This is a genomic window from Asaia lannensis NBRC 102526, from assembly GCF_024054035.1.
GTDB lineage: Bacteria > Pseudomonadota > Alphaproteobacteria > Acetobacterales > Acetobacteraceae > Asaia > Asaia lannensis.
Genome location: NZ_JAMXQU010000002.1, coordinates 218,427 through 244,501, shown reverse-complemented (window position 1 = coordinate 244,501; position 26,075 = coordinate 218,427). Strand labels below are relative to the sequence as shown.

The following is a 26,075-nucleotide window of genomic DNA, read 5'->3' as shown; positions in this document are numbered from 1 at the left end:
GGGGAAAGCCCCTCTTTCTGTCTCATCCGATCGTCACCAGATGAGACAGGACGGACAAAGACAACAAGGACCCGAATTCATGGCCCAAGCCGACAGCCCCACCTTGCCCCGCTGGGATCTATCGGATCTGTATGCAGGCCTCGACGATCCCGCCATAGAGCGCGATCTCGCATGGTGTGACGCGCAGGCGAAGGCATTTGCCGAACGCTGGAAAGGCAAGCTGGCCGGTGCAAGCGCCAGCGATCTCGCTTCGGTTATTGCACAGTATGAAGAGATCGATCAGCGCATGGGTCGTCTCGGCGCGTTTGCCCAGCTCGGTTTTGCGGCACGCACGACCGACCCGGCAACCGGGCGTTTCTCGCAGGGCATGACCGAACGCCTGACCGCTATTTCATCGCATATGCTGTTCTTCACCCTGGAGCTCAATCGTCTGGAAGATGCGCATCTCGAACGGTTGCTCGAGGATGCCGAACTGGCCCGCTGGTCGCCCTTCCTGCGCGATCTGCGTGTCTGGCGGCCCTATCAGCTGACCGACGAGGTCGAGCAGGTACTGTCCGAGAAATCGGTGACGGGCCGCGCTTCCTGGAACCGCCTGTTCGATGAAACGATGGCGTCGCTCACCGTTATGCTGGACGGTGAGGAGCGACCCCTTGGTGATGCGCTCAACCTCATGTCGAGCCCGGATCGCGAGAAGCGTCGTGTTGCTGCCGCCGAAGTCAGCCGTGTTCTGGGGGCGAACCAGCGACTTCTCGTCCTGATCACCAATACGCTGGCCAAGGACAAGGCGATCGAGGACGGGCTGCGTGGCTTTCCGCGCCCGACCTCGAGCCGCAACCGTGCCAACATGGTCGAGGACGAGGTGGTGGACGCGCTCGTAGCGGCCGTCGATGCCGATTATGCCCGTCTGGCGCATCGCTATTATGCGCTCAAGGCCGGGTGGCTTGGTCTGGACAAGCTCCAACACTGGGACCGCAATGCGCCGCTCCCCGGTGATGAGGACCGTCTCATCCCCTGGGAAGAGGCCAAGACGATCGTGCGCACGGCCTATGATCGCTTCGACCCGCGCCTTGGCGCGCTGGTCGGGCAGTTCATGGAGAATGACTGGATCGATGTGCCGCCCGTGCCGGGCAAGTCATCGGGGGCGTTCGCCCATCCCGTGACACCGGATACCCATCCTTATGTGCTGCTCAACTACCACGGGCGTACACGCGATGTGATGACGCTGGCCCATGAGCTGGGCCATGGTGCCCATCAGCTTCTGGCGGCAAGACAGGGATATCTGCAGTCGTCGACGCCGCTTACCCTTGCCGAGACTGCTTCAGTCTTCGGTGAAATGCTGACCTTTCAGGCATTGCTCGACGCCGAAACGGACCCGGCCCGCCGCCGCCGCATGCTGGCTGGCAAGGTCGAGGACATGCTGAACACGGTCGTGCGCCAGATTGCCTTTTACCAGTTTGAGGTGAAGGTGCATGACGAGCGTCGCAAGGGCGAGCTGTCACCGGAGCGTCTGGGTGAAATCTGGCGTGAAGTGCAGACGCGCAGCCTTGGCCCGGCTTTCGACTTCACACCCGATTACGACACCTACTGGTCTTACGTGCCGCATTTCGTCCACTCGCCGTTTTATGTTTATGCCTATGCTTTTGGCGATTGCCTCGTGAATGCGCTTTATGGCGTGTATCAGGGCGAGCAGAACGAGCAGGGTGGAACAGCCGGGTTCCAGGATCGTTATCTGGCCATGCTGGAGGCTGGTGGCACCAAACGTCATGCCGAGCTGCTGGCGCCTTTCGGGCTCGATGCGACCGATCCCGGTTTCTGGCGCAAGGGGCTGGACGTGATTTCAGGTTTCATCGACGAGCTTGAAGCTCAGGAAAAACAGGACAAGAGCGCTTAACCGATGAGCACCCCCAAAGATCTGGACCAGACCGGCCTGTTCGGCGAATTCAAGCGTATGGCGCGTGCCTCGGGAACCGTGGGCGGTATCGCTACCCGCGTGATCGGCAACAAGCTTGGCTTCAAATCCAATCAGGCCATTCACGCCAATGATCTGCGTGCAGCCCTCGGTGGTCTCAAGGGACCGCTCATGAAGGGCGCTCAGATCCTCTCGACCATTCCCGGCGCCTTGCCTGAGGAATACGCCAACCAGCTTGCCGAGCTCCAGGCCAATGCGCCGCCGATGGCATGGAGCTTCGTACGCCGCCGCATGGTGACGGAGCTTGGCGTGAACTGGGAGCGTCAGTTCCGGTCGTTTTCCCACCAGGCCATGGCGGCTGCCAGTCTCGGTCAGGTGCATCGCGCGGTGACGGCAGACGGGCAGGATGTGGCCTGCAAACTGCAATATCCGGATATGAATGCGGCCGTGGAATCCGATCTGCGCCAGTTCCGTGTCGTTGTGGGGCTGGTGCAGCAGTTCCTGCCTGCCATCAAGCAGGATGAGGTGGTGCGCGAGCTTGAGGAACGCCTGCGCGAGGAGCTCGATTACGAGCGCGAGGCGTCCCATATGCGCCTTTATCACGATATGCTCCAGCATATTACCGAAGTGACCGTGCCACTTCCGGTCGAGGCACTTTCCACACGCCGTCTGCTGACCATGGAATGGGTCTCCGGCCGGGGTATACAGAAAATTCTCGATACCAATCCGAGCCAGGAAGAGCGCAATGCCATTGCGACCGCCCTGTTCAAGGCCTGGTACACCCCGGTCTATCGCTACGGGATCATCCATGGCGATCCGCATATGGGCAATTTCACGGTACGGCCGGATTGGGGGCTGAACCTGCTCGATTTCGGGGCAATCCGTATTTTCCCGCCCCATTTCATCAAGGGTATCATCGACCTCTTCAATGCGCTGCGTGACAACAACGAAGAGATGGCCTTTGCGGCCTATGAAGCCTGGGGTTTCAAGGGGATCTCACGCGACACCGCGGCCGTGCTGAATGAATGGGCCCGTTTCATCTACGGTCCGCTCATGGATGACCGCGAGCGCTTCATTCAGGAAAGCGACGACCCCAATTTCGGGCGCGACATAGCAGAGCGTGTTTACGAAGGTCTCAAGCGTACCGGCGGTGTGCGTCCGTCTCGTGAGTTCGTCCTTGTCGATCGTTCTGCCATCGGGCTCGGGAGTGTGTTCCTGCGTCTCAAGGCCAAACTGAACTGGCACAAGCTGTTTCAGGAACTCATCGCGGATTTCGACGAGGTAGCCCTTGCCGAGCGCCAGCAGATCGCCCTTGCTGACGCACGCGTTCCGCCGCCGCTCGAAAGCCTCTGAGGACGCACAGCCCGTTCACCATGCAACAGGAGCGGGCGCAGCTTGGCGTATCTGTTCCAAGTTTGTGCCACGACATCGTCTGAAAGCAGCCTTCCGGTTTTGTGAGCGCAGGCTGCGTTCTGCAGGCAAGGTATTTGGGCTACTGCCAGCAGACCCGCCACGGATCGGTTCAGACAGCGCCTATGAAGCAGCCTTCCTCACCTTACGACATGGCACAGTGCCGCTACGGCACCATGCTTATCAATCGTTTCGATTACTATATCGGGCAGGCTCTGCTCAGATACGGAGAATACTGCGAACACGAGGTCGAGCTGCTCAGGTTCTTCATTGCAGAGCCGGGAACAGTGGTGGAAATAGGGGGTAATAACGGCAGCCAGACCGTAGCCCTGGCACAGGCTGCGCGTGCTGTCGGGGGCGATCTGGTCGTGTTCGAACCGCAGCCCTTCCTGTTCCAGAATCTGTGCGCAAACCTTGCGCTTAACGCGCTCGACAATGTGTCGGCATGGAATTTTGCCTGCGCGTCGGAGCCGGGAACGCTTTCTTTCGAAAAACCCGATTATCATCATCTGGGTAATTTCGGCGGGGTGTCGCTGAGTCGAACCCAGGGTAGCAACACTGTAAAGGTGCCCTGTGTCAGGCTCGATGACTGGGTGAGGGACAGGCCTGTCCGTTTGATGAAGATCGATGTGGAGGGCTTCGAGATGGAGGTCCTGCGCGGTGCCGCTGAGACGATCGAGGTGAACCAGCCAGTCATTTATATGGAGAATGACAGGCTGGATCAGTCAGCTGCCCTGATCAGATATCTCTGGCAACTTGATTACCGGCTTTGGTGGCATGTCACACCTCTGTTCAATGAAGCCAATTTCAGAGGTGAGCGGGAAAATATCTACCCTCGCCTGTATTCCTGCAACATGCTCTGCATTCCGCGCAGGTTGGAGATGGATATTCGCGGCCTGCCCGAAATCGTGGATGCAGACCGGCACCCCATGCCCGACAAACGCATGAAAACGATCTGACAGTCAGTCCGGCAATATCCTGCCCGGTCGGGCTGTCAGGCACGACGCTGGACGGCCATGAGGAGCGGCTTTGCGGGTCGGAAAGTGATTTCCATCTTCCCGGGAGGAGCGTCGCGCAGCAGGGGGGTCAGCTTGAGGCGGCGCAGCATGGTCGCGAGAATGACGAGCGCCTCGGTTTCAGCAAAATGCGCGCCGATGCAGATACGTGGCCCCGCGCCAAACGGAAGATAGGCATAGCGATCCATTCCCTTGCCGGCACTGTTCGCTCCCAGAAAGCGGGAGGGATCGAAAATTTCCGGGGCCTCCCACAGAGCATGATGGCGATGGATCGCATAGATAGGCACGACGAGCCGCGTTCCGCGCGTGAGGCGAACAGAGTCGAGCGTGAAATTCTCTCGTACCTCACGAACGATGATAGGCGCTGGCGGGGTGAGGCGCATCGACTCACGCAGGACGGCACGCGTGAAGTCGAGGTCCTGCAGATGGTCCATCGTCAGTGTTGTTGCGTTCGGGACGTCTGCGGAAGAACTCTCGACAGGACCGGTCGCATCGGGATCGATCTGTGCGAAGCAGGCATCGATTTCGGCCTGGACGGCGCGCAGGGTTTCGGGGTGTCGCCCAAGCCTGTCGAACGTCCAGGCCAGCGCGAGCGCAGTGGTTTCATGACCTGCGGTCAGGAAGGTCAGCAGGTTATCGACGATCTCCTCATCGTTCATGGCGCGTCCGGTTTCCGGGTCCCTTGCCTGCAGCAGCCGCGATAGCAGATCGTCCGGGGCGGGGGACAGTGCCGCCCGTCTGCGGCCAATCTGCGCCATGGCTGCACGCCGCAAAGCGCGTGCTGCGCGCATTCCTTCGACCTTGCCCGGATGGGGAAGCCATTCGGGTGTTCCGAGCATATCGCCAAGCAGGCTCCAGCGCGTCTGCTTCAGAAAAGTGGCAAGCCCTGTGGCAAGACCATCGGCATCGACCGCTTCGGGATCGCTCAGCATGGTCTCGACAATGATCCGTCCCGTCAGACGCATCATCACCTGATCGATTTCGACCTTGCCTTCCGACAGAGCGAGATCCTGTACGCAGCGATCCGTCGCACGGAGCATGGCAGGAAGGAAAGCGGCAGTACCGGCAGGGCGGAAAACAGGCGCGAGCGCCTGCCTCTGCCAGCGCCACTGATCACCTTCCGCCGACAGCAGACCCTGACCCAGCCCAGGCCCGATGGCTCTGCGCAGACCCTCGCCCTTGTCCAGAAATGCGCTGTGCGTGACCAGCGCCTCGCGCACGAGATCGGGCGCGCAGACATAGACAATATGCTGGCGCATCAGGTGGCGTTCGACAATGCGCTCGCTGAAGACGGCCTCGGGCAGTGCATCGACCGGATTGTCGAACAGGCTGCGCAGGGCGTGGATCTGGGCGGGAAAGGCGGCAATCCTGCCGAGCATGGATGACATGGTCAGCGCACTCCAGTATCTAAGGTTTATACCTTAGAACCATATAAGGTGAACACCTTAGATTGCGAGACCCATAATGGCCCGTGTAAGCACGACACGATCACGAATTCTTGAGGAAGCACGCTGCTTCTCGAACGAGGTCGGGTTTGATCGTCTGACCACGCGCGAACTCGCTGAGCGATGCGGCCTCAATGAGGGCAATCTCTATTATTACTTCAAGACAAAGGGGCAGTTGGTCACTGCCCTGTTCGCCTTGTTCGATGCCGAGGCCCGAACCCTGTTTCAGACAAGGCCTGCCAGCGGCCGCCCCGTCACCCGGGTGGAACTGAACTCACTCATCGGATATTCTACAGGCCTGCTGAGAGCGTGGTGCACGCTCAGCTGGCGTTATCGGGCGCTCATGCGTGACGGCAACGCCCTTTTCAGGCTCGCACCTGAGTGTCAGGACGCGGCCATGGCGTTGAACGCCACGCTGTCGGCACAGGTCACCACCATGATCCGAGAGTTGCGGCACGTAAAAGCGCTTTCGATCGATGACGAAGCCATACCGCCCCTCGTCGCCAATATCTTTATCGTGTCGAGTTACTGGCTCGGTTACGTGGTTCATCAAACGGGTATTGCCGATCCTGATGACACGCATCTTGCCTGGGGTTTCGGGCAGATCATGGCGCTGGTTGCGCCCTATCGCACCTGGCTGACACGGCTGATCATGAAGCGGCACCCCGAATTGCTCGCCTATACTGCGCCAGCTGGTGGCTGAAACGGGAGAGGGGGCGTTTGCCACGCAACCTGCGTGCAGGATCGCGCGTCTCCTGGGTTACGCCATGACCGCAGGAGCGTCGAAACCAGCATGAACCAGCAGGATGCACGCCCTCTTATCGTGACGCTCGAATTCGATGCATCGACGCAGGAATGGGCGCAGCGGATGCGCGAAGCCCATTTTCCGCCAGAACGGAATATCGTCCCGGCGCATGTGACCCTGTTTCATGCCTTGCCTGCCGATTATCGGGGGAGCGTGTGCGCGCATCTCGATCAGCCACGTCCTGCTCCTGAAGTCACGATAGGAGCGCCCTATCTTCTCGGGCGTGGTGTTGCCTATACCGTGCGTAGCCCCGCTCTTGCCGTGTTACGCGACGAGCTGGTGTCTCTGGTCGGACAGGAGAGGCTGACGAGACAGGACGCGGCCCCCTGGCGGCCGCATCTGACAGTCCAGAACAAGGTCACTCCCGAACAGGCGCGCAGCCTGCTGGAGACGCTCAGCCAGCAATCGCATCCAGAACAATGCCATGCTGCGGCTCTGCGCGTCTGGCGCTATGACGGCGGCCCATGGACCTTGCTTGCGCGGACTGCATTGACGGTCCGATAAAGCTGCCCGTGCGCGTTAGCCGGTTCAGTTCGCACTTCGGTTCAGTTCTCCTTGGCAAAAGCTGCGATTTTAGCCTGCGCCTGACTGTCCGAGCCGTCGACGATCTGTCGCAGATGCCCGGTACGGTCGATCAGCGCGATGGCCGGGATCTGCCTTATGCCAAAGCGGTTGAAAATCGTGCCGTCCGTGTCCAGCACAAGCGGGATACGGTTGCCAAGCTCTGCCTGATAGGGGGCCATATCGCCTGGCTCGGTCCATAAACGGGCCGCCACGGCTTTCCAGATCAGCTTGCCCGTGGATGCGCTGGCCTTAACACGCTGCCGCATGACCGCGCAGGATTGCGCAACCTTGGGCTCCAGATCTTTCAGATAGGTCTCGCACCAGGGTGCCGTGAAATAAAGCGCCTGCGCCTTGTCCGCATGGTTCGAAACAAGGGGAGAGCCGTTTTCACCGGATGCGAAAACAGGGACAACGTCGCCTTTTTTCAGGACAACTGCGGCGCCTGGTCTTGAGAGCAGGAGCGTTTTCCTGTCGCGCGGCATGTCGATGACATGCTGTATGGCCGCCAGCAGGGCTGGACCATCCTGATGGCCTGCATAGGCAATACGCCCATTGCGGTCGATCAGCACGTGCAGCGGCGTGGCGCGTATGCCGAGCCAGTCGCCAAGCCTTCCGTCATCCATCACAACAGGCATTGTCAGCCCTGTGCGCTGGACGAAAGCCCTGACCTTGTCTGGTGTTTCACCAAAGCCGATATCCACAGCAACAATCGAAAGACGGTCGCCATAGGTTTTGTACATTGCCTCGAACCCAGGCATCTGGGCACGGCATGGGATGCAATAGGTGGCCCAGAGCTTGAGATAGACCGGCTTGCGCCCGTAGATCTGGCTCAGGTCGAGATTTTGCCCCGAAAGGGTCGTGTAGACGAGAGCAGGAGCCGGCCTGCCTATCAGTCCTGCGAGAGCCGGATCTTCGGCGATATAGGCGGGGCTGTTTGTATCCGGTTGCGCCGACGCATTGGCCTGTCCGGCCGCGTATGTGGCGTGCCGTGTGCCCAGACAGAGCAGGACTGAGGCAACCAGTGCGGCGCCCAGGCGTGCGACGGGGCGGTCGACAGGGGGTGCGTAAGAAAAATGAGACAATGGAAATCCTGACCGCAATTGTGCGGTTTCAAAAAATGCGGTGATGAAATGAGCGGCGTATTAAAGGGGTAAGGCAGATTGAGAGACGTGCCCGTATTGGGCACGCGCGCTCAGCTCCGTCAGGTCGGCCATGAGCGACCGATCATACATGCAGGCCGGGGGCTTCCTGACCGGTTGCAGCAACATATTCGTGATAGCCGCCATCGTAGCGGTGCAGCCCCTCAGGCGTGACTTCAAGAACGCGGTTGGAGAGGGAACCGAGGAAATGTCTGTCATGCGAAACGAACAGCATCGTGCCCTCGTAATTCGACAGGGCGCGTATCAGCATTTCTTTCGTGTCGATATCGAGATGGTTTGTCGGTTCATCGAGCACGAGGAAATTCGGCGGATCGAACAGCATGAGCGCCATGACCAGACGGGCTTTTTCGCCCCCTGACAGCACGCTTACATATTTATCGACATCGTCACCCGAAAAGCCGAACCCACCGGCAAGTGCACGAAGCGTGCCCTGCGCGGCGAGCGGGAATTCATGTTCGAGCGTCTCGAAAATCGTGCGGCTGCCATCAAGCAGATCCATCGCGTGCTGGGCGAAATAGCCCATCTTCACGCTGGCGCCGATATTGACCGTGCCCGTATCGGGTTCGCTCACACCGGCAATCAGCTTGAGCAGCGTGGATTTGCCGGCACCGTTGACGCCAAGAATACAGCAGCGCTCCTGACGTCGTATCATCAGATCGAGATCCTGATAGATCGTCCGCGTGCCATAGGCCTTGCTGACCTGTTTAAGCGTTGCCACGGCATCGCCCGAGCGCGGGGCAGGGGCAAAATCGAAAGACAGCGTCTGTCGGCGGCGCGGCGGTTCGACACGGTCGATCTTGTCGAGTTTCTTGACGCGGCTCTGCACCTGCGCGGCATGAGACGCACGCGCCTTGAAGCGCTCGATAAAGGCAATTTCCTTGGCCAGCATGGCCTGCTGACGATCGAACTGGGCCTGCTGCTGCTTTTCGTTCAGCGCACGCTGCTGCTCGTAGAATTCGTAATCGCCCGTATAGGAAGTCAGCGTGCCGCCATCGATTTCGAGGATCTTGTTGACCACGCGGTTCATGAAGGCACGGTCATGCGACGTCATGAGCAAGGCGCCCTCATAGGTCTTGAGGAATTGCTCAAGCCAGATCAGGCTCTCCAGATCGAGATGGTTGCTCGGCTCGTCAAGCAGCATGATATCGGGCTGCATGAGCAGGATGCGCGCCAGAGCGACACGCATTTTCCACCCGCCGGAAAGCAGCCCGACATCGCCTGCCATCATTTCCTGTGAGAAACCGAGACCGTGCAGCACTTCGCGTGCGCGGCTGTCCAGACCGTATCCGCCCAGTTCCTCAAAGCGCGCCTGAACGTCACCGAAGCGTTCGAGAATGGCTTCCATCTGGTCCATTTTATTGGGGTCGCACAGGGCGGCTTCCAGCTCGGCCAGTTCTGCGGCGATTTTTGCGACTTCTCCTGCGCCGTCCATGACCTCGGCCACGACCGAGCGGCCTTCCATCTCGCCAACATCCTGGCTGAAAAACCCGATCGTGGTGCCACGATCCTGAAAGACCTGACCTTCATCGGGCACTTCCTGCTTCGTGATCAACCTGAAGAGTGTTGTCTTGCCTGCACCATTGGGTCCAACAAGGCCGATCTTCTCGCCTTTCTGAATCGCTGCGCTGGTCTCGATAAAGATGACGCGCTGGCCATTCTGTTTGCTGATCGAATCAAGACGGATCATGGAACCTCTGGGTCTTCGGGAGAATGAGGGGGTGATACGGTCTTGCTTCATATTGTGCAATTGCGATCACGAGGGTTCAATTTGACGCCGATGCAGGATCGCGCTTCCTTCATCGTGATGCGCCGCTATCTGCGTGCAGGATGATGGATAGAACAAAATGAAAAAAGGAAATCGTCTTCCGGAGCGCCTTTATGCCCTCGCGATGTGGGTGGTCTCGGCTGCTTTTGCCGTTTTTCTGGTCGGGCTCGGCGGTCGGATTATCGGTGATCTGCCCAGGAATGCGGGCGATGTCGACTATGCTCCGACCTATCCAGCCGAGCTGACGCAGCGGATCGGCACGATCAAGGCGCAGCGCGATGCATTGCGGGCCGAGCGCGAAATCGACGAGATCGCGCTGCAGGCGGCGCGTAGCGCGACAAGCAATGCGAAGGAAGCCTTTCAGGCTTGGGTGGAAACGCGCAAGGCGATTACCGATCCGCGTCAGGATACCGAACTGCTGAACCGCACGCAGGCACTCGAACACCTGCAACAGGCGGAATACGCGGCAAAACGCAAGGTCGACGCGCTCGATCAGCGCGATCATGATCTCGACAGTCAGAACGCAGCGGTCGAGGGAGAAATCGAGGGCGTGAGAAACGCCTATCACCCGGTTTACATGCGTGCCATTTTCATGGCGCAGCTCCGCGTTTTTATGATGCGCCTGGCCTTCACGCTGCCCCTTCTGGCCATTGCGGGTTTTCTTGTTCTGCGCCGGCGGCAGAGTGCCTATTGGCCGCTTTATCGTGGTTTCGTCCTGGCCTCGCTCTATGCGTTCTTTATCGAGCTTGTGCCTTATCTGCCGAGCTATGGCGGGTATGTCCGTTATGGTGTGGGTGCGCTTCTCACCATACTGGTGTGCGTCGTGCTCATACGGAACATGCAGGCTTATCTTTCGCGCCGTCGCGCAGCAGAAGCAGAGTCTGAAAAGGAGCGCCGGCAGCGTGTCGATCGCGAGCAGGCCTATGCCAAGATCGAAAAGAAAATCTGCCCCGATTGCGATCGCCCGATCGTGCTGGGTGAAGGGATCGATACGAATTTCTGCGTTCATTGCGGATTGACGCTGTTTCAGCACTGCGCGCGATGCGACACGCGCAACATGGCGTTCAACCGGTACTGCATGAGCTGTGGCGCGGAAGACCTCGGTCAGGACATCGAGGGCACAACAAGTACCCCTGTCGTCCCACCCGATACCGGTGTCTCACCCATCGAGCCGCATTCGGCACCCTAAGAAACCGTATTCCCGCCATTACTGGTCTTTATTTACTGGTCCTCGTTTTTCGATCTGGATTTGTTGCAAGGAGAACCGATCATGCTGAACGCGTTGCGCATCGCTCCGATTTCAACCGAGCAATGCCTGCCCCTGCGGCGTGAAGTGCTTTGGCCCAGCCTCAGCGAAGATGAATGTCGCGTTCCGCAGGATCCGGAAGCGACACATCTGGGTGCTTTTCTGGGCGAGCGACTGGTTGGGTGCCTTTCCCTCTGTCCCATCGGGCCCGGGCTGTATCAGCTGCGAAAATTTGCTGTCACTGCCGATTGTCAGGGGCAGGGGGTTGGAAGCGTTCTGATGCGCGAGGCCATACAGACATGCCGTACTCTTGGTATTGCGCGTCTGGAACTCGATGCGCGCAGCACTGCACTCGGATTTTACGCCCGGTTCGGCATGGAGCCTATGGGCACCGTGTTTTTCAAGGGGCCGATAGAGCATCAGCGTCTGGCGCTGATGCTCTGATTTTCGCCACCCTGCTTATGAGTAGACTGCTTTTGTCATCATCAGATTTTCGCATCCCGGGCCTGGGCAGGGGATAATACGCCGCCCGGCGACGATAAGTGCGAAGACGGGGCATTGGTATCGGAATGCCCGCTCGTGAACTGTCCGGTTGCGAACTGCCCGGTTACGAATTGTTGGGGCATGAATTGTCTGCGTACAAGCTCGATCGCCCAGGCCCAGAGCATGTGACCGACCGTCTCCGACAGGATTTCGGCGCGCGGCAGATTCCATAGTGCCGGAGCCCAGTGACCGAGCGGAAGGACCATGCCGTGAAAGACCACGGTGACGACAAGCCCGAACACAATGCCCTGACCCATGGCAATACGCGGGTAGCGCAGCCAGATCACGCAATAGAGAAGCGCGAAAACGATCGAGAACAGGTGGTGCACAAGCAGGACGCCGCCCTGCACAAGATGATCCGAGTAGTGATAGACCAGCCCATGCACATCGATCCCGAAATCGCGCAGCATCTCCGCAGGGGGACTGGGCCGGTCGGGTGTGCGGGGCGGTAGGGGAACTTCCGTCCCCCATTTGACGAAGCTTGAAAGATTCCCACCGATAAAACCGGCCCACAGGGCGGCCCCTAGGGCGGCGCGCAGGGAGGGAATTGCAGTCTCGTTCCCGGTCGGGGTCATTGTTATTGATCTTGTCTCTACGGGTTGGCCGTCCCTGTCGTGCAGGCAGGGAGTTTCATACGATAAATCGTGGTCGGTCCTGACACAGGGCGGCTGTTGCTGAAAGCCAGCTCATCGAGATGTGAATCGGAAATGTAGAGCCAGTTATTGGCAATCGCGAAGCCATCCGCCCAGTCGAGGATTGCAGGGTCACGATAGGCAAAGTCGATTTTCGGCTCCTTTGCTTCTGGCGGAAAGCTCAGGGCGTAAAGGCCGTGATCTTCGATATCGCCAACCCAGAGCCTCTTGCATGCGTCCATTTCGATGCCGCCGCTCATGACGGACTGACCGAGATATTGTGCCCGCTTGTCGAGCTCGGCATCGCTCAGTTTCGCATTGCGAAGATCGGCTGTGGCGATACGCCAGTAATGATGATCGGTCAGAGGGCGATAATAGAGCCACTTGCGATCGGGAGAGAGGGCAATGCCGTCATCCTGTGTCACTGGCAGATCGCCGTTTTTCTTGCGGGCGAGTTCACCATAGATATGCAGGTGCTGCTTGGGATCTGCCACCCCCGAACGCGTATTGGCCAGAACCAGACGGTAGGCGCCGGTATCGAGGTCCATGACCACAAGCCCGCCGCGCCCCCACTCATTGGTGATATAGGCCGTACGCGTGCGCGTATCGACGCGGACATCGTTCAGTGAGTCCTCAGGCGTGATATCCGGGCCGAAATGATAGATCTGGTAAAGCTGACCGGTTTCCGCATCGAATTCCACAAGCTTGGGCGGAAGGATTTTCTGGTCGACTGAGGGCAGGGAGGAATCGAGAACCCAGAGATGGTTGCGATCGTCTACCCACAGAGCCGGAACCGAAACCCAGACCTCCTTGTTGACCGGATGAGGGTCGAACCGGTTCCAGCCCGCATCGGGAAACGGCAGAAGGTCTTTCGTTTTCGGGTCGATTTTCACGACGCTTGCGCTGTACCGCTTCATGGTCGCGGGGGCCGAGGCATAGACCAGACCGGAATGCGACACGCCAACGCCAATCATGTTGAAATCGGCTGGAAAGCGTTTGACTACTTCCAGATCGGGTTTCGCAGCTTGCGGCGCAGCGATTGGCGTATCGGCTGGCGGCGGTGCCGCCTGAACTGGCGCAACCGCAAAAGCGGCGACGGTCAGTGCAGCGCACGTGCTCATGGTGAGGGTAACGAATTTCATGACAGACCGGCTCCCTGTGTGGCGACATCCAGAGTGAAAATCGTGTTTTCGGCGCACATGAACAGGCGATCGCGCTGTGTGCCGCCGAAACACAGATTGGAGACGCTGCGTGGCAGGCGCAGCCGCCCGATCATTTTGCCTTTTGAATTATAGACAAACACGCCACACAGCCCGAGCGGGCCATTGGCCGCGACCCAGAGATTGCCCAGCCGGTCGGCCTTGATGCCGTCCGGCATGAGCTTGTGACCGCCTAGTGTCATGTCGGCCAGGACACGCTGGTTCGTCAGCGCGGGCCCGCCGTCGCCTGTCTTCTGTACGTCGAAAGCGTAGATATTGCGGTATCCGCCCCCTTTGGGGCTGAATGCTGCTTTCTCGCTGGAGACGATATAGAGCGTCCTCTGGTCTGGCGAGAAACACAGGCCGTTCGGTCCGGCGAGTGCATTGCCGTCGAGCACGGCCGTCAGTTTGCGCGTTTCAGGATCCAGGTGGAAAACATGGGTTGCCTGACCCTGCTGTCCGCCTATCTGTTCCGTCGCTTCAAGATCGAGGTTCCATGTGAGATTGCCCTTTGTCGGCGCATTCTCGCGCGGCGCATCCGGATGGCCTTCCCATAACCTGTCGCCGTAAGGTGGGTCGGTAAACCAGATGCCGCCGTCGCTATCGACCACGATATCGTTGGGTGAGTTGAGACGCTTGCCTTCGAAAAACTCTGCGAGCACGGTGCAGCGCCCGTCATGCTCCCATCGTATGACCCGTCGCATGCCATGCTCGCAGGTAATGAGCCGCCCTTCACGGTCGAACGTATTCCCGTTCGAATGATAGCTTTCCTTGCGGAATACAGTGAGCAGCCGTTCCTCGGGGAGATAGCGATATTGCGTGCTTCCCATGACATCGCTGACCACCATGAAGCGCCCATCACTCGACCAGGCCGGCCCCTCAAGCCACAGGACTTTGCCTTTCCACGCCTGAGTGAGGGGAGCATTATCCAGAATAACAGCCGAAAATTCAGGGTCGTAGAAAATGATATCGGGGTCCGGAGTGAAGGCTACCGGTGCATCGGGGCCCCATATGCGTGCGGGTGTGCTGACAACGCTTGGCGGGTCGATTGGCGCGTCGGCGGTAGTGCGTCCTGCTTGTGCAGCCAGAGCACGCGAGCGTGGAAGCGCCGTCAGGAGGGCTCCGCTAATCATCGCACCTCCCAGACTGAGCATCCGTCTTCTCGTATGCCGGGTAGAGCCATGAGGAGGAAGAGTGGGGCTGGTCATGACGATACGTATCTTCCTGCTGAAAGGGTGAATCCGGTTCCGCGAACCTGCGTTCTGCAAACGAGCAGATCCGGCTTCCGGTTGTTTGCCCGGCGTCTCAATGCCGATAATAACGCCTCTGTTCAAAACTGTGATAATGACGTTAGAAATCACATTAAGAAACAGACATGCTCAAGGCTATGAGTATTCACGAATGACCCGATCACTATTCGTGATCGCCCTGCCGCTCTATGTGCGCCCTGAGCAGACAGGCTTTCTCTGTTCGGGGACAGGCTTTGAGGCACGACCGTATTTGACTGCTGGCTCGGCCAGTAGCCGCATTTTCTACCCGATCTGTTGATCGCCGGCAGATTGTCTCTTCAGCCTCATGTCATCCCCCTGGCGTCGCCATCATGAGCCGAACGATCACTATTGCTTGCGTGACGGCCTGCTCGCCTGTTGCGATCTGGCTGGTAGATGACGGATCTGTCATTCAGGGCGCTTCAGCCGCTGACGAGATGGCCCTGTGCGATTTCCATGGTGGTTTTTGCAGGATGACCTTGATGGACAGTTTTCTCTCGCACCCCTTGGGCGCCATTCTCGTTTTCACGATTGTGGTCGGTGTCGTGTCGACCCTGATTCTCGATCTTTATGCGCTTGTTCTCGAAAAAGCGGTCGGCATTCCCCAGAGCAACTGGGGAGCCGTGGGGCACTGGCTGCTTGGTATGACTCGGGGGCAATTCTTCTTTTCACCCACTTCCAGCGGCGTCTACACACCGGGCGAACACGGTCTCGGATGGTTGTTCCACTATGTCGTAGGGTGCGCCTATGCCGCTATGCTTCCCGTGTTCTGGGGCACCGGCTATATCGCCGCACCCGGCTGGATACCTGTCATTCTCATCGGCTTCGTCCTGACCACGATTGCCGGTTTGACGCTAATGGTCCCGGGTATGGGCGGCGGTTTTCTGGGGCTGAAAACACCGAACCCGCTCAAGCTGTACGGTCTGGTCCTTCTGGCACATGCCGTTTTCACAATCGGCCAGTATGCCGCCGCCTCGGCCTTCGCTGCCTGCTTCTGAAAAGGCAGTCGAACACGCCTTGAGGGCGGCAGAACAATCCTGCCGCCCTTGGGGGAAACGTTCAGGCCGCTCTGACGTGATGCGCTGTTGACGGGGCGGCGAGATCGGACGGTGGTGTCAGTGTGCGTCGCACTGCATCCTGCCAGCCGTGGAGCAGGGTAAGGCGCAGGGCAGGATCGATATCCGGGGTGAACAGGCGCTCCTGCTTCCAGATCGTGCCGATTTCTTCCAGAGACTGCCAGACGCCTGTTGCAAGTCCCGCCAGAAAAGCGGCGCCAAGCGCTGTCGTTTCGAGATCGGCCGGGCGTTGCACATCGGTGTCGAGAATATTGGCCAGAAATTGCGAAAACCAGTCATTGGCCGACATGCCACCATCGATACGCAGGGTCTGTGCCTGCATGGCACCATCCTCGCGCATGGCATGCGCCAGATCGAATGTCTGGTAGGCGACGGATTCCAGAGCAGCCCGGGCAATATGGGCTTCGGTCGAGCCAAGGGTCAGACCGCAGATCAGACCGCGTGCGTCGGGGTCCCAGTGCGGAGCGCCCAGCCCAACGAATCCCGGTACCATATATACCCCATGACTGTCGGGCACGCGTGTCGCCATATCGTCGGTCTGTGAGGCGTGGGTGATCAGATGCAACCCGTCGCGAAGCCATTTGATGGCGGCACCGGCGACGAAGATCGAACCTTCGAGCGCATAGGTGGTGCGTCCGTTGATGCGATAGCCGATCGTGGTGAGCAGTCTGTGATGGGAGGTGACAGGTTTCTCACCGGTGTTGAGCAGCATGAAGCAGCCCGTGCCATAAGTGGCCTTCGCCATGCCCGGCCTGAAACAGGCCTGTCCGACAAGTGCGGCATGCTGGTCGCCGGCCATGCCGCCAATGGGAATGGATTTGCCGAAAAGCGCCGGGTCGGTCATTCCCAGATCGCCACTGTTGTCGCACACGGCAGGTAAAAGGGCCGCAGGCACATTGAACAGGGCCAGAAGGTCACGGTCCCATTCCTGCGTATGAATATTGAAAAGCGCGGTACGGCTGGCATTGGTCACATCGGTGGCATGAACCTTGCCGCCGGTCAGGCGCCAGAGCAGGAAGCAGTCGATCGTTCCCATGGCGATCTCGCCCGCTTCGGCACGGTCACGCAGCCCCGGCACGTTATCGAGCAGCCAGGTGATTTTGCTGGCAGAAAAATAGGGGTCGAGCAGCAGGCCGGTTTTGTCGCGCACCATGTCTTCGGCGCCATCGCGCTTGAGCTCGGCGCAGAACTGCGCCGTGCGGCGATCCTGCCAGACAATGGCACGGTGAACCGGTTTGCCGGTTGCGCGCTCCCAGAGCACGATGGTTTCACGCTGGCTGGTGATGCCCAGACCGGCGATGGCGTCGATGCCCCCGGACTGGTCGATGGCCTCCCGCGCGGTATCGAGGGCATCGCGCCAGATATCCTCGACATCGTGCTCGACCCAGCCGGGACTGGGGTAATGCTGGGTAAACTCGCGGCGGGACAGCGAGAGTGCCTTGGCCCTGTTGTCGAACACGATGCTGCGTGTCGATGTCGTGCCCTGATCGATGGCGAGAATATGGGTTTTCCGGGTCATGATAATGGTCCTCAGAGCGCTCCATGGGAGCCTGTAATAAAGAGCAGGATAATCGGAAATCGGCCGAAGGATCAGGGCAGAGGCGTTGCCTCACCCCCTGTCGGGGTAAAGACGGGCGCGGGTTTGACTGTCGTTACCTTTGGCGAGGACAGTTCAGGTGTCACGTCGCTGCCGGGTAAAGCCGTACCGGGATTGTAGTTGGGCATGAAGGGGCGCAGCGTGAACTGGTAAATTCCTGCGCCGACAACCCCGCCGACGAGCGGCCCTGCAATAGGCACCCACCAGTAATGCTGCGGCGAGGGAAAGGCCGATGCGCCCCAGCCCGCGAAATAGGCAAATGTACGGGGGCCGAAATCACGGGCGGGATTGATGGCCCAGGCGTCGAGAAATCCTGAAGAAGCACCGATGGCCGCAACCAGAAGCCCGATGATCAGTGCCCCCGAATTCGCTTGCGGGGCCTGTGTATTATACTGGCAGGTGATGGCGAAAATACCGAAGACGAGCACGGCGGTCAGGACGATCTGTACCACGAAGGAATGCATGGCCGTCACCGCAAGGCCGGGATGGGTAAAGAACACGCCAGCCGCCCCGCCATCGCCCGCACGGGTGAAGTGATGGGTCATGTTGTAATGATCGATGACCGGGTGAAAGTTGAGATAGACGACGGCGGCTCCCGCAATGCCGCCCAGGACTTGCGCTGCGCAATAAGGCAGGACCTTTTTCCATGAAAAGCCGCGATACAGGGCAAGTGCCAGCGTAACGGCCGGATTGGCATGGGTGCCGGAGACGGCACCTGTCGCATAAATGGCAAAAGTGACGCCAAGCCCCCAGACAATGGCAACGCCCCAATAGGCGTTCTGATAGGGGTTGGGGTCATAGAGCACGATCATTGCCGCGACGCTGTCGCCGAAAATGATGATGATGAGGACGGCGATGAATTCTGAAATCAGTTCGCCGAGAAAACGCTTTCTTTCTGACATGAGAGCATGTCCGTCAGCCAGAGGGGAGGGGGAAAAGCGGGAGAGGCGTTCAGGCGAGCGCGTGCGCGGGCCTAGCCTCGATGGATGAGCTGTTTCGGTGCAGATGCCGGTTGATATGATCTTCAAGCGCGCGCGTTTCCTCAGGGGAAAAGCGCAGGCCGAGTTTCGAGCGTCGCCAGAGAATATCCTCTGCACTGCGCGCCCATTCATGATCGATCAGATAGGTCAGTTCGGCCTCATAAAGATCCGCCCCCAGACATGCGCCCAGTGACGTTCCGCTTGCGAGGATCGATGTCTCCGCCAGCGTGCCATAATTGCGCATGAGGCGGGTTGCCGTGTCGCGGGTGAGGTCCGGATGGTGCATCATCAGGGACCGCACTTTCGCGTCGAAATCTGCCCGTGCAAAATCTCCACCGGGCAGAGGGGCGGTGGCGGTCCATGACGTGACCGACAGATTTTTCAGGTGTGGTGCGAGCTTTTCGAGCGCGTGCTCGGCCAGCTTGCGATAGGTGGTGATCTTGCCGCCGAAAACGGACAGAACGGGTGCGGCGCTGTGATCGAGATCGAGCACATAATCGCGTGTGACGGCAGAAGCGCTACCCGAATGATCGTCATAGAGCGGGCGTACACCGGCATAGCTCCAGACCACGTCTTTCGGGGAAATGCTGTGCCTGAAATAGCGGTTCACGCTGTCGCAGAGATACGTCACTTCCTCGGGGGAGATCGTCACCGAACCCGGATCCTGCTCCCACGGAATGTCGGTTGTGCCGATGAGGGTAAAATCTTTTTCGTAGGGAATGGCAAAGACGATACGACGATCGGGATTCTGCAGGATATAGGCCTGCTCGGTTTCGAAGAGGCGTGGCACGATAATATGGCTGCCCTTGATGAGGCGGACATGATTGCGGCTTCTGACCGCAAGCTTGTCCTGCAGCAGTTCGGCCACCCAAGGGCCTGCCGCATTGACGAGAGCACGCGCCGTGACGTGACGTGTCTCGCCTGTGGACACGTCTTCCAGTGTTGCGATCCAGCGATCTGCCAGACGCTCGGCCGAGACGAGTTTTGTGCGTGTGCAGATAGTGGCACCACGCCTTGCGGCATCCATGGCGTTAAGCACGACCAGACGGCTGTCCTGCACCCAGCCATCCGAATATTCGAACCCCTTCTTGTACTCGGACCGGAGGATCTTTCCGGCGGGGTCCTGCTGCAGTTTCAGAATGCGCGTTTTCGGCAGCGTCATGACCCGGCATAGATTGTCGTACAGGAACAGACCGGTACGAAGCAGCCAGGCCGGGCGCAGCATGGTGGAATGCGGGAGGATGAATCGCATGGGCCAGATGATGTGCGGCGCGATGCGCAGAAGATTTTCGCGCTCATTGAGTGCCTCACGCACCAGGCGAAACTCATAATATTCAAGATAGCGTAATCCGCCATGGATCAGCTTCGTGCTGGCCGATGAGGTGTGACTGGCCAGATCGTCCTTTTCGACCAGCAGCACGTTCTGGCCACGGCCTGCGGCATCGCGTGCAATACCTGCGCCGTTGATCCCGCCTCCTACAATCAGCAGGTCATGATCGATCGGACCGGAAGCCGCTGTCGTCTTGCTGGGGGAAACGCCGGACATGGCATGAGACCTTTCGAAGGGAACGAAGTCGAAGGTCTGGATAGAACCAAAACGAAAAAAAGCGAACATGAAACGTTAGTAATAACGCATTCGTGTTATCGGATCGCAAAATGTGGGTCAGGCGATGTGAAGTGTCACATTGGCGGCGGCGAGGCTGGTCTGAAATGCGGGTGAGGGCGCGCGATCTGTCACGAAATCATCGATGGCGCTCAGATCGCCGACGCGACCGACGGGGCTGCGCGTGAATTTGGTATGATCGGCCAGCAGGATGACCCGTCTGGCATGGCGCATGATCGCACGGGCACACTGGATTTCGTCCAGATCGAAATCGAGCAGGGTCCCGTCCTCCTCGATGCCGCTTATGCCGATTACCCCGAAATCGGCTCTGAAACCCGACAGCGATTCTGTCGCCCCCGCACCGACAATCCCGCCATCCTGCGGGCGTACAAGGCCGCCCGCCAGAACGGTCCGGAAATCCCGTCTGGGCGAGAGGGCGACAGCAACATGCAGGTTATTGGTGATGACATGCAGGTCCCGATGGGCGGTCAGGGCGCGCGCGAAGGCCTCGGTCGTGGTGCCGATATTGATGAACAGTGAGCTGCCATCGGGAATGAGCCGGGCGGCGCATTGACCTATGGCCTCCTTGGCGCGCGAATGAAGCGTCTGGCGCTCACCATAGGCAATGTTCTCGGTTGAAGAAGCCGGGCTCGCGCCCCCATGATAACGCGCGACATGACCGGCTTCCGACAGGGCGTTGAGGTCACGCCTTATGGTCTGCACGGTCACACCGAGGCGCTGAGCCAGATCCTCGTTCGACATGAAACCATGCGCCTGAACCAGGGCGACGATCTGCCTGTGCCGGGGAGAATTGAGGATATCCTGCATCATGAACCCCTGTCTGTCATGAGGCGTTCTGTCATGCAGCATCGGTTACGACAATCCTGCCCTTTTACCCTACCCGGGCATCTTGTTCCGGTCATCCTCATCCGCTTCCGGTCCAGCTCTTGTGACAGCCCTTTCGAAAGCCCATTTCACAGCCATGTCGACAGCATCACGATCCACGATGGAAGCAATCCCCGAGCACCGGCTCATGGGGTTCAGACCCGAACGCCAACCGGTCAAGGAGAAGCTTCGGCGTCTTGTGGTCAAATCGGATTACGAGCCCGCGGGCGATCAGCCTACCGCCATTGCCGAACTGACACAGGGCGTGAATGACGGCGAGGTCGATCAGGTCCTTCTGGGCGTGACCGGGTCGGGCAAGACCTTCACCATGGCCAAGGTTATCGAGGCAACGCAGAAGCCGACGCTCATCCTTGCGCCCAACAAGACGCTCGCTGCCCAGCTCTATGGTGAGATGAAGCAGTTCTTTCCTGATAATGCGGTCGAGTATTTCGTTTCGTACTACGATTACTATCAGCCCGAAGCCTATGTGCCGCGCTCGGATACGTATATCGAGAAAGACAGCCAGATAAACGAGCAGATCGACCGTATGCGCCACGCCGCGACACAGGCCCTGCTTGAGCGTAACGATGTGATCATCGTGGCGTCGGTGTCGTGTATCTACGGTATCGGTTCTGTCGAGACCTACTCGCGTATGGTGGTCAAGCTCGAGGCAGGTGGTGCCATCGATCGTGACCAGCTGATCAAGGCGCTGGTCGAACTGCAATACCGTCGCAACGACGCTGCGTTCGAGCGCGGCACGTTTCGTGTGCGTGGTGAGCAGATCGATATTTTCCCGGTGCAGAACGAGGATCGCGCATGGCGCGTTTCGCTTTTTGGCGATGAGATCGAGGCGATAACGGAATTCGATCCTCTGACCGGCAACAAGACGGCCGATCTTTCGGAAATCAGCGTTTACGCCAACTCGCATTATGTGACGCCTCGCCCGACGCTCAATCAGGCCATGATCGGCATCAAGGCCGAGTTGCGTCAGCGTCTCGATGAGCTGAATGCCGCAGGTAAGCTCCTTGAGGCGGAGCGTCTTCAGCAGCGCACGATCTTCGATCTGGAGATGATCGAGACCACAGGCGCCTGTAAGGGAATCGAGAACTATTCACGGTATCTGTCGGGACGCGGGCCGGGCGATCCGCCGCCCACCCTGTTCGAATACCTGCCCGAAGATGCCTTGCTGATTGTGGATGAAAGTCATGTGACCGTGCCGCAGATTGGCGGCATGGCGCGAGGAGACCATGCGCGCAAATCCGTGCTGGCCGAATACGGTTTTCGTCTGCCGTCCTGTCTGGACAACCGACCGCTCAAGTTCGAGGAATGGCAGGCCCTGCGCCCGCAAAGCGTGTTCGTTTCAGCAACGCCCGGCCCCTGGGAAATGCAGCGCACGAGCGGAGTTTTTGCCGAGCAGATCATTCGTCCGACCGGGCTGATCGATCCGGTCACCATCGTGCGTCCCGTCGAAGGGCAGGTGGACGACCTTCTGGCCGAGGCACGCGATACGATCAATGCAGGCGGGCGCGTGCTTGTCACGACCCTGACCAAGCGTATGGCCGAGGATCTGACGGAGTATATGGGCGAGGCGGGCATCAAGGTGCGCTACCTCCATTCCGATGTGGATACGCTGGAGCGTATCGAGATCATACGCGATCTGCGTCTCGGGGCATTCGATGTGCTGGTCGGGATCAACCTGCTGCGTGAGGGACTCGACATCCCGGAATGTGCATTGGTCGCCATTCTCGACGCGGACAAGGAAGGCTTTTTGCGCAGTCGCACATCGCTCATTCAGACGATCGGACGCGCTGCCCGTAATGTCGACGGGCGTGTGCTGCTTTATGCCGACAAAATGACCGGATCGCTCGAATTTGCGATTGAAGAGACAGCGCGTCGCCGTGCGCGTCAGGTCGAATGGAACGAGGCGCATGGTATTACGCCACAAACGGTGCGGTCGCGTATTGGCGATGCGCTGTCGTCTGTTTTCGAGCAGGATTACGTCACGGTCGGTCCTGATGAAGCGGGCGATACGCAGGAATTCGTCGGTAAATCGCTGGCAGCTTCGATTCAGGATCTCGAAAAACGCATGCGCGCCGCTGCTGCTGATCTCGATTTCGAACAGGCTGCGCGTCTGCGTGACGAGATCAAGCGGCTTGAAGCCATCGATCTCGGTCTTGAACCGCCTCCCTTGCCCAGTTCGACGGCAGGGCGTAGCGGTTTCAGAAGCAAGGACAAGACACCGCGTCCTCTCGGTCCGGGCGGCGGCGGTTACGACCCGGCCAAGAAGCGTGGCGGTGGCAGGAGAAAAGCGGGATGATCGAACTCAGAATCGGCGAAGCGCATATCGGGCTTTTGCCCGCCCTTGGGGGCAGTCTTGCTTTCTGGCGTCTGCGCGGACGTGATCTTCTTGTGCCGACGGCCGACCCAAATCTTGCTGCGCAGAAAAATACGCCGGTCGCGGGCTATCCGCTCGTGCCGTTCTCCAACCGCGTTGCGCAGGGGCATTTCAGCTTCGAGGGCGTCGATTATACGCTGGCCCGGAATTTTGTGGCGGAAGCGCATGCCATCCATGGCAATGGCTGGGAGAGGGAGTGGACCGTCGCGCAAAGCGATGCGGAACGCGCCATTCTTGTCCTCGATCATGATCCGTCCAAAGGCGACAACGCCTCGCAATGGCCATTCGCCTATCGTTCGGTGCTCTCCTTCGTTCTCAGGCCGGATGGGCTCGATGTGGAGATTCTGATCGCTAACCGCGACAACAGGCCGCAGCCCGTCGGTATGGGGTTTCACCCGTTTTTCGCGCGCAGCGACGATATGACCTTGCGTTTTACCGCACGCTCCATGTGGGAGAACGGCCCGGATATGCTCCCTGTCGATCAGGTTCCCTGTACAGGCGACTTCGATTTCGACAAGACGCGCGAGATCGGGGCGCTACGTCTCGATAACTGCTTTGCAGGTTGGTCGGGCAGTGCCACGCTGGGCTATCCATCGGCCGGCTACGAACTCCATATGACTGCGGACCCGATCTTCCAGCATCTGGTCGTATTCACCGCGCCGGAAAAGCCGTTTGTTGCGGTAGAAGCGGTTTCGAACATGAATAATGCGCTCAATCATCCCGAGCTGCTTGAAAACGGGCTGCATGTTCTGCCACCCGGCGCGCGCATTTCCGGTGTCATTCGCTACAGGATTGCTGAACGGCGTGGCTGAGGAAAAGCGTAATGCGCTGTCGCAGTATCTGACACCTAGCGGGGCTGCGCGTATGCGTGAAGAGCTGCGCGAGTTGATGCAGGTGGAGCGCCCCAAGATTGTGGAGATCGTTTCCTGGGCAGCAGGAAACGGGGATCGCTCGGAGAATGGCGATTACCTGTATGGGAAAAGACGTCTGCGCGAAATCGACAGGCGGGCGCGCTTTCTGGGCAAACGGCTGGAGCACGCGATCATCGTCGATCCTGCGACGCAGACGACGCGCGATCGCGTGTTTTTCGGGGCGCAGGTTGCCTATGTCGATGATAACGATCAAACCCATAAGGTAACGATCGTCGGTTGCGACGAGGCCGATCTGACACGACGCGAGATATCCCTGGTATCGCCGGTTGCGCGGGCCCTGATGCGCGGTCGTGTTGGCGATGAGGTCAATTTACAGACGCCGAACGGAACGGTGATTCTGGAAATCCTGTCGATCGCTTATCCGGACTGAACGACACGCTGCAAACCGTGGCGCATCCGGCGTGCGATCGTTGCAGATACTTGCTGACCGGCTGGCCTTGAGCGTCCAGACCGGTCAAGATGCCTTTATTCCTTATATGAACAGACCGCGTGTTTCGTGGGTGAAAAGGACTAGGACGATGGCGCTGAAAATTGCCGTACAGATGGACCCGCTTGAGCACGTCAATATCGACGGGGACTCGACTTTCGCGTTGATGCTGGAGGCGCAGAACCGGGGGCACGAGCTCTTCGTCTATCCTGTCGAATCGCTGGTTCTGGGTGAGGGCGGCGCGGAATCGACGCTTCACCATGGGCGTCTTTCCGCTTTGGCGCGTCCGGTGCGCGTTCAGCGTGTGAAGGGTGACCATGCTCGTTTCGGCGAGCCGACGCGTCTTGATCTGGGCGAGACCGATGTCGTTCTCATGCGTCAGGATCCGCCGTTCGACATGGGCTATATTACCGCGACGCATATGCTCGAGCATGTCCACGGGGTGGGGCCGGGCAAGACGCTCGTGGTCAACGACCCGAAATCCGTACGCGATGCACCGGAAAAGCTTCTGGTCACACATTTTCCCGATCTTATGCCGCCCACACTGGTGACCTGGGACAAGGACGCACTGGCCGAATTCCGTTCGCGCTACGGCGATGTCATTCTCAAGCCGCTTTACGGCAATGGTGGCGCAGGTATCTTTCGTATCCGCGAAGGCGACGAGAATTTTGCCTCGCTGCTCGAGCTGCATTTCAGCCGTTCGCGCGAACCCCTGATGATCCAGCGTTACGAGCCGCTCGTACGCAAGGGCGATAAGCGGATCATTCTTGTCGATGGCGAGCCTATCGGGGCAATCAACCGCGTACCCGCAACAGGCGAGGCGCGGTCGAACATGCATGTCGGCGGAAGAGCGGAGGCGGTCGCGCTTACGGCGCGCGACAAGGAGATCTGCGCTCGCATCGGGTCACATCTGCGTGATAGCGGGCTCATTTTTGTCGGGATCGATGTGATTGGCGACTGGCTGACCGAGATCAACGTGACCTCGCCAACCGGCCTGCAGGAGCTTGATCGCTTCAACGCGATGAACAGCGCAGGCCTCGTCTGGGATGCAATCGAGAAAAGACTGGCCTGAGACAATACGCGGCCCGGGAACCGGCGTGATCTGGCATTCCCCTGTGTTCAGCGGGGGAAGCTTAACCGGCCGTTCCCGTTCCGGATGATGCCTCGGCCGCGCGCGTGGGGTGCGGGCTATCATGCCTCGCTTCTTCGGGTTTGCCC

Annotated in this window: 23 protein-coding genes; 13 read left to right on the top strand and 10 right to left on the bottom strand. The window is 59.2% G+C overall.

The window, feature by feature from the left end; genetic code table 11:
- Positions 1 to 79: 79 nt before the first annotated feature.
- The 3 genes from NF685_RS03635 (at position 80) to NF685_RS03625 (ending at position 4,278) form a co-directional block, all read left to right on the top strand.
- Complete coding sequence (locus NF685_RS03635; protein ID WP_252848640.1) at positions 80 to 1,891, top strand: M3 family oligoendopeptidase; 1,812 nt, start codon at positions 80 to 82, stop codon at positions 1,889 to 1,891.
- 3 nt (positions 1,892 to 1,894) lie between these two features.
- The gene (locus NF685_RS03630; RefSeq protein WP_252848639.1) at positions 1,895 to 3,262 is read left to right on the top strand and encodes an ABC1 kinase family protein; all 1,368 of its coding nucleotides are present in this window, start codon (positions 1,895 to 1,897) and stop codon (positions 3,260 to 3,262) included.
- A gap of 182 nt (positions 3,263 to 3,444) precedes the next feature.
- Complete coding sequence (locus NF685_RS03625) at positions 3,445 to 4,278, top strand: FkbM family methyltransferase (RefSeq protein ID WP_252848638.1); 834 nt, start codon at positions 3,445 to 3,447, stop codon at positions 4,276 to 4,278.
- 35 nt (positions 4,279 to 4,313) lie between these two features.
- On the opposite strand, the gene NF685_RS03620 is transcribed toward NF685_RS03625, so the two are convergent.
- The gene (locus NF685_RS03620; RefSeq protein WP_252848637.1) at positions 4,314 to 5,723 is read right to left on the bottom strand and encodes a cytochrome P450; all 1,410 of its coding nucleotides are present in this window, start codon (positions 5,721 to 5,723) and stop codon (positions 4,314 to 4,316) included.
- Between the two features lie 76 nt (positions 5,724 to 5,799).
- Here NF685_RS03620 and NF685_RS03615 point away from each other — a divergent pair, with 76 nt between their 5' ends.
- Both NF685_RS03615 and NF685_RS03610 read left to right on the top strand, forming a co-directional pair.
- Complete coding sequence (locus NF685_RS03615; protein WP_252848636.1) at positions 5,800 to 6,483, top strand: TetR/AcrR family transcriptional regulator; 684 nt, start codon at positions 5,800 to 5,802, stop codon at positions 6,481 to 6,483.
- 90 nt (positions 6,484 to 6,573) lie between these two features.
- Positions 6,574 to 7,089, top strand: coding sequence for a 2'-5' RNA ligase family protein (locus tag NF685_RS03610; RefSeq protein ID WP_252848635.1), 516 nt, complete (start codon positions 6,574 to 6,576; stop codon positions 7,087 to 7,089).
- Between the two features lie 41 nt (positions 7,090 to 7,130).
- Here NF685_RS03610 and NF685_RS03605 read toward each other — a convergent pair whose 3' ends face one another.
- Together NF685_RS03605 and NF685_RS03600 are read right to left on the bottom strand one after the other, a co-directional pair.
- On the bottom strand, positions 7,131 to 8,231 hold the full coding sequence (locus NF685_RS03605) for a redoxin domain-containing protein (protein ID WP_252848634.1): 1,101 nt from the start codon (positions 8,229 to 8,231) through the stop codon (positions 7,131 to 7,133).
- Positions 8,232 to 8,373: 142 nt separating this feature from the next.
- A complete protein-coding gene (locus NF685_RS03600) occupies positions 8,374 to 9,996 on the bottom strand; it encodes an ABC-F family ATP-binding cassette domain-containing protein (RefSeq protein ID WP_252848633.1) in 1,623 nt (540 codons plus the stop codon).
- 157 nt (positions 9,997 to 10,153) lie between these two features.
- Between NF685_RS03600 and NF685_RS03595 the strand changes: the two genes are divergently transcribed.
- Together NF685_RS03595 and NF685_RS03590 are read left to right on the top strand one after the other, a co-directional pair.
- Positions 10,154 to 11,263 carry a zinc ribbon domain-containing protein gene (locus NF685_RS03595; RefSeq protein WP_252848632.1) on the top strand — a complete coding sequence of 370 codons (1,110 nt, stop codon included), beginning with the start codon at positions 10,154 to 10,156 and terminating at the stop codon, positions 11,261 to 11,263.
- Between the two features lie 81 nt (positions 11,264 to 11,344).
- Positions 11,345 to 11,764 (top strand): GNAT family N-acetyltransferase, encoded by a 420-nt coding sequence (locus NF685_RS03590; protein WP_252848631.1) that lies wholly within the window; start codon positions 11,345 to 11,347, stop codon positions 11,762 to 11,764.
- Positions 11,765 to 11,805: 41 nt separating this feature from the next.
- On the opposite strand, the gene NF685_RS03585 is transcribed toward NF685_RS03590, so the two are convergent.
- The 3 genes from NF685_RS03585 to NF685_RS03575 are packed head-to-tail and all read right to left on the bottom strand — an operon-like array spanning position 11,806 to position 14,902.
- Positions 11,806 to 12,438, bottom strand: a complete 633-nt coding sequence (locus tag NF685_RS03585; RefSeq protein ID WP_252848630.1) for a YagU family protein — start codon at positions 12,436 to 12,438, stop codon at positions 11,806 to 11,808.
- 17 nt (positions 12,439 to 12,455) lie between these two features.
- Positions 12,456 to 13,637 (bottom strand): major royal jelly family protein, encoded by a 1,182-nt coding sequence (locus NF685_RS03580; RefSeq protein ID WP_252848629.1) that lies wholly within the window; start codon positions 13,635 to 13,637, stop codon positions 12,456 to 12,458.
- On the bottom strand, positions 13,634 to 14,902 hold the full coding sequence (locus NF685_RS03575; RefSeq protein WP_252848628.1) for an SMP-30/gluconolactonase/LRE family protein: 1,269 nt from the start codon (positions 14,900 to 14,902) through the stop codon (positions 13,634 to 13,636). Before NF685_RS03575 ends, NF685_RS03580 begins: the two co-directional genes overlap by 4 nt.
- A 193-nt stretch (positions 14,903 to 15,095) precedes the next feature.
- Here NF685_RS03575 and NF685_RS03570 point away from each other — a divergent pair, with 193 nt between their 5' ends.
- Together NF685_RS03570 and NF685_RS03565 are read left to right on the top strand one after the other, a co-directional pair.
- Positions 15,096 to 15,242: a hypothetical protein gene (locus NF685_RS03570; RefSeq protein ID WP_252848627.1), complete on the top strand. Its 147-nt coding sequence runs from the start codon at positions 15,096 to 15,098 to the stop codon at positions 15,240 to 15,242.
- Positions 15,243 to 15,294: 52 nt separating this feature from the next.
- Complete coding sequence (locus NF685_RS03565; RefSeq protein ID WP_252848626.1) at positions 15,295 to 15,960, top strand: DUF2938 family protein; 666 nt, start codon at positions 15,295 to 15,297, stop codon at positions 15,958 to 15,960.
- 61 nt (positions 15,961 to 16,021) lie between these two features.
- Here the strand turns inward: NF685_RS03565 and glpK are convergent, their stop codons facing one another.
- The 4 genes from glpK to NF685_RS03545 all read right to left on the bottom strand — a co-directional run bounded on the left by glpK (position 16,022) and on the right by NF685_RS03545 (position 21,046).
- Positions 16,022 to 17,557 carry a glycerol kinase GlpK gene (glpK, locus tag NF685_RS03560; protein ID WP_222547833.1) on the bottom strand — a complete coding sequence of 512 codons (1,536 nt, stop codon included), beginning with the start codon at positions 17,555 to 17,557 and terminating at the stop codon, positions 16,022 to 16,024.
- 71 nt (positions 17,558 to 17,628) lie between these two features.
- Positions 17,629 to 18,537, bottom strand: coding sequence for an MIP/aquaporin family protein (locus NF685_RS03555; RefSeq protein ID WP_252848625.1), 909 nt, complete (start codon positions 18,535 to 18,537; stop codon positions 17,629 to 17,631).
- Between the two features lie 49 nt (positions 18,538 to 18,586).
- Positions 18,587 to 20,161, bottom strand: a complete 1,575-nt coding sequence (glpD, locus tag NF685_RS03550; protein WP_252848624.1) for a glycerol-3-phosphate dehydrogenase — start codon at positions 20,159 to 20,161, stop codon at positions 18,587 to 18,589.
- A 117-nt stretch (positions 20,162 to 20,278) separates the two neighbouring features.
- Positions 20,279 to 21,046, bottom strand: coding sequence for a DeoR/GlpR family DNA-binding transcription regulator (locus tag NF685_RS03545; RefSeq protein WP_252848815.1), 768 nt, complete (start codon positions 21,044 to 21,046; stop codon positions 20,279 to 20,281).
- 154 nt (positions 21,047 to 21,200) lie between these two features.
- Here NF685_RS03545 and uvrB point away from each other — a divergent pair, with 154 nt between their 5' ends.
- The 4 genes from uvrB to gshB all read left to right on the top strand — a co-directional run bounded on the left by uvrB (position 21,201) and on the right by gshB (position 25,929).
- Complete coding sequence (gene uvrB / locus NF685_RS03540) at positions 21,201 to 23,420, top strand: excinuclease ABC subunit UvrB (RefSeq protein WP_222548522.1); 2,220 nt, start codon at positions 21,201 to 21,203, stop codon at positions 23,418 to 23,420.
- The gene (locus NF685_RS03535) at positions 23,417 to 24,310 is read left to right on the top strand and encodes an aldose 1-epimerase (RefSeq protein ID WP_252848623.1); all 894 of its coding nucleotides are present in this window, start codon (positions 23,417 to 23,419) and stop codon (positions 24,308 to 24,310) included. Before uvrB ends, NF685_RS03535 begins: the two co-directional genes overlap by 4 nt.
- A complete protein-coding gene (gene greB, locus NF685_RS03530; protein ID WP_264813672.1) occupies positions 24,303 to 24,800 on the top strand; it encodes a transcription elongation factor GreB in 498 nt (165 codons plus the stop codon). Before NF685_RS03535 ends, greB begins: the two co-directional genes overlap by 8 nt.
- 148 nt (positions 24,801 to 24,948) lie before the next feature.
- Positions 24,949 to 25,929, top strand: coding sequence for a glutathione synthase (gshB, locus tag NF685_RS03525; RefSeq protein ID WP_252848622.1), 981 nt, complete (start codon positions 24,949 to 24,951; stop codon positions 25,927 to 25,929).
- Positions 25,930 to 26,075: the final 146 nt, after the last annotated feature.

Coding starts and splice junctions, on each gene's coding strand:
- NF685_RS03635 (WP_252848640.1), top strand. CDS start 80: ATGGCCCAAGCCGACAGCCCCACCTTGCCCCGCTGGGATCTATCGGAT.
- NF685_RS03630 (WP_252848639.1), top strand. CDS start 1,895: ATGAGCACCCCCAAAGATCTGGACCAGACCGGCCTGTTCGGCGAATTC.
- NF685_RS03625 (WP_252848638.1), top strand. CDS start 3,445: ATGAAGCAGCCTTCCTCACCTTACGACATGGCACAGTGCCGCTACGGC.
- NF685_RS03620 (WP_252848637.1), bottom strand. CDS start 5,723: ATGTCATCCATGCTCGGCAGGATTGCCGCCTTTCCCGCCCAGATCCAC.
- NF685_RS03615 (WP_252848636.1), top strand. CDS start 5,800: ATGGCCCGTGTAAGCACGACACGATCACGAATTCTTGAGGAAGCACGC.
- NF685_RS03610 (WP_252848635.1), top strand. CDS start 6,574: ATGAACCAGCAGGATGCACGCCCTCTTATCGTGACGCTCGAATTCGAT.
- NF685_RS03600 (WP_252848633.1), bottom strand. CDS start 9,996: ATGATCCGTCTTGATTCGATCAGCAAACAGAATGGCCAGCGCGTCATC.
- NF685_RS03595 (WP_252848632.1), top strand. CDS start 10,154: ATGAAAAAAGGAAATCGTCTTCCGGAGCGCCTTTATGCCCTCGCGATG.
- NF685_RS03590 (WP_252848631.1), top strand. CDS start 11,345: ATGCTGAACGCGTTGCGCATCGCTCCGATTTCAACCGAGCAATGCCTG.
- NF685_RS03585 (WP_252848630.1), bottom strand. CDS start 12,438: ATGACCCCGACCGGGAACGAGACTGCAATTCCCTCCCTGCGCGCCGCC.
- NF685_RS03580 (WP_252848629.1), bottom strand. CDS start 13,637: ATGAAATTCGTTACCCTCACCATGAGCACGTGCGCTGCACTGACCGTC.
- NF685_RS03575 (WP_252848628.1), bottom strand. CDS start 14,902: ATGACCAGCCCCACTCTTCCTCCTCATGGCTCTACCCGGCATACGAGA.
- NF685_RS03570 (WP_252848627.1), top strand. CDS start 15,096: ATGACCCGATCACTATTCGTGATCGCCCTGCCGCTCTATGTGCGCCCT.
- NF685_RS03565 (WP_252848626.1), top strand. CDS start 15,295: ATGAGCCGAACGATCACTATTGCTTGCGTGACGGCCTGCTCGCCTGTT.
- glpK (WP_222547833.1), bottom strand. CDS start 17,557: ATGACCCGGAAAACCCATATTCTCGCCATCGATCAGGGCACGACATCG.
- NF685_RS03555 (WP_252848625.1), bottom strand. CDS start 18,537: ATGTCAGAAAGAAAGCGTTTTCTCGGCGAACTGATTTCAGAATTCATC.
- glpD (WP_252848624.1), bottom strand. CDS start 20,161: ATGTCCGGCGTTTCCCCCAGCAAGACGACAGCGGCTTCCGGTCCGATC.
- NF685_RS03545 (WP_252848815.1), bottom strand. CDS start 21,046: ATGCAGGATATCCTCAATTCTCCCCGGCACAGGCAGATCGTCGCCCTG.
- uvrB (WP_222548522.1), top strand. CDS start 21,201: ATGTCGACAGCATCACGATCCACGATGGAAGCAATCCCCGAGCACCGG.
- NF685_RS03535 (WP_252848623.1), top strand. CDS start 23,417: ATGATCGAACTCAGAATCGGCGAAGCGCATATCGGGCTTTTGCCCGCC.
- gshB (WP_252848622.1), top strand. CDS start 24,949: ATGGCGCTGAAAATTGCCGTACAGATGGACCCGCTTGAGCACGTCAAT.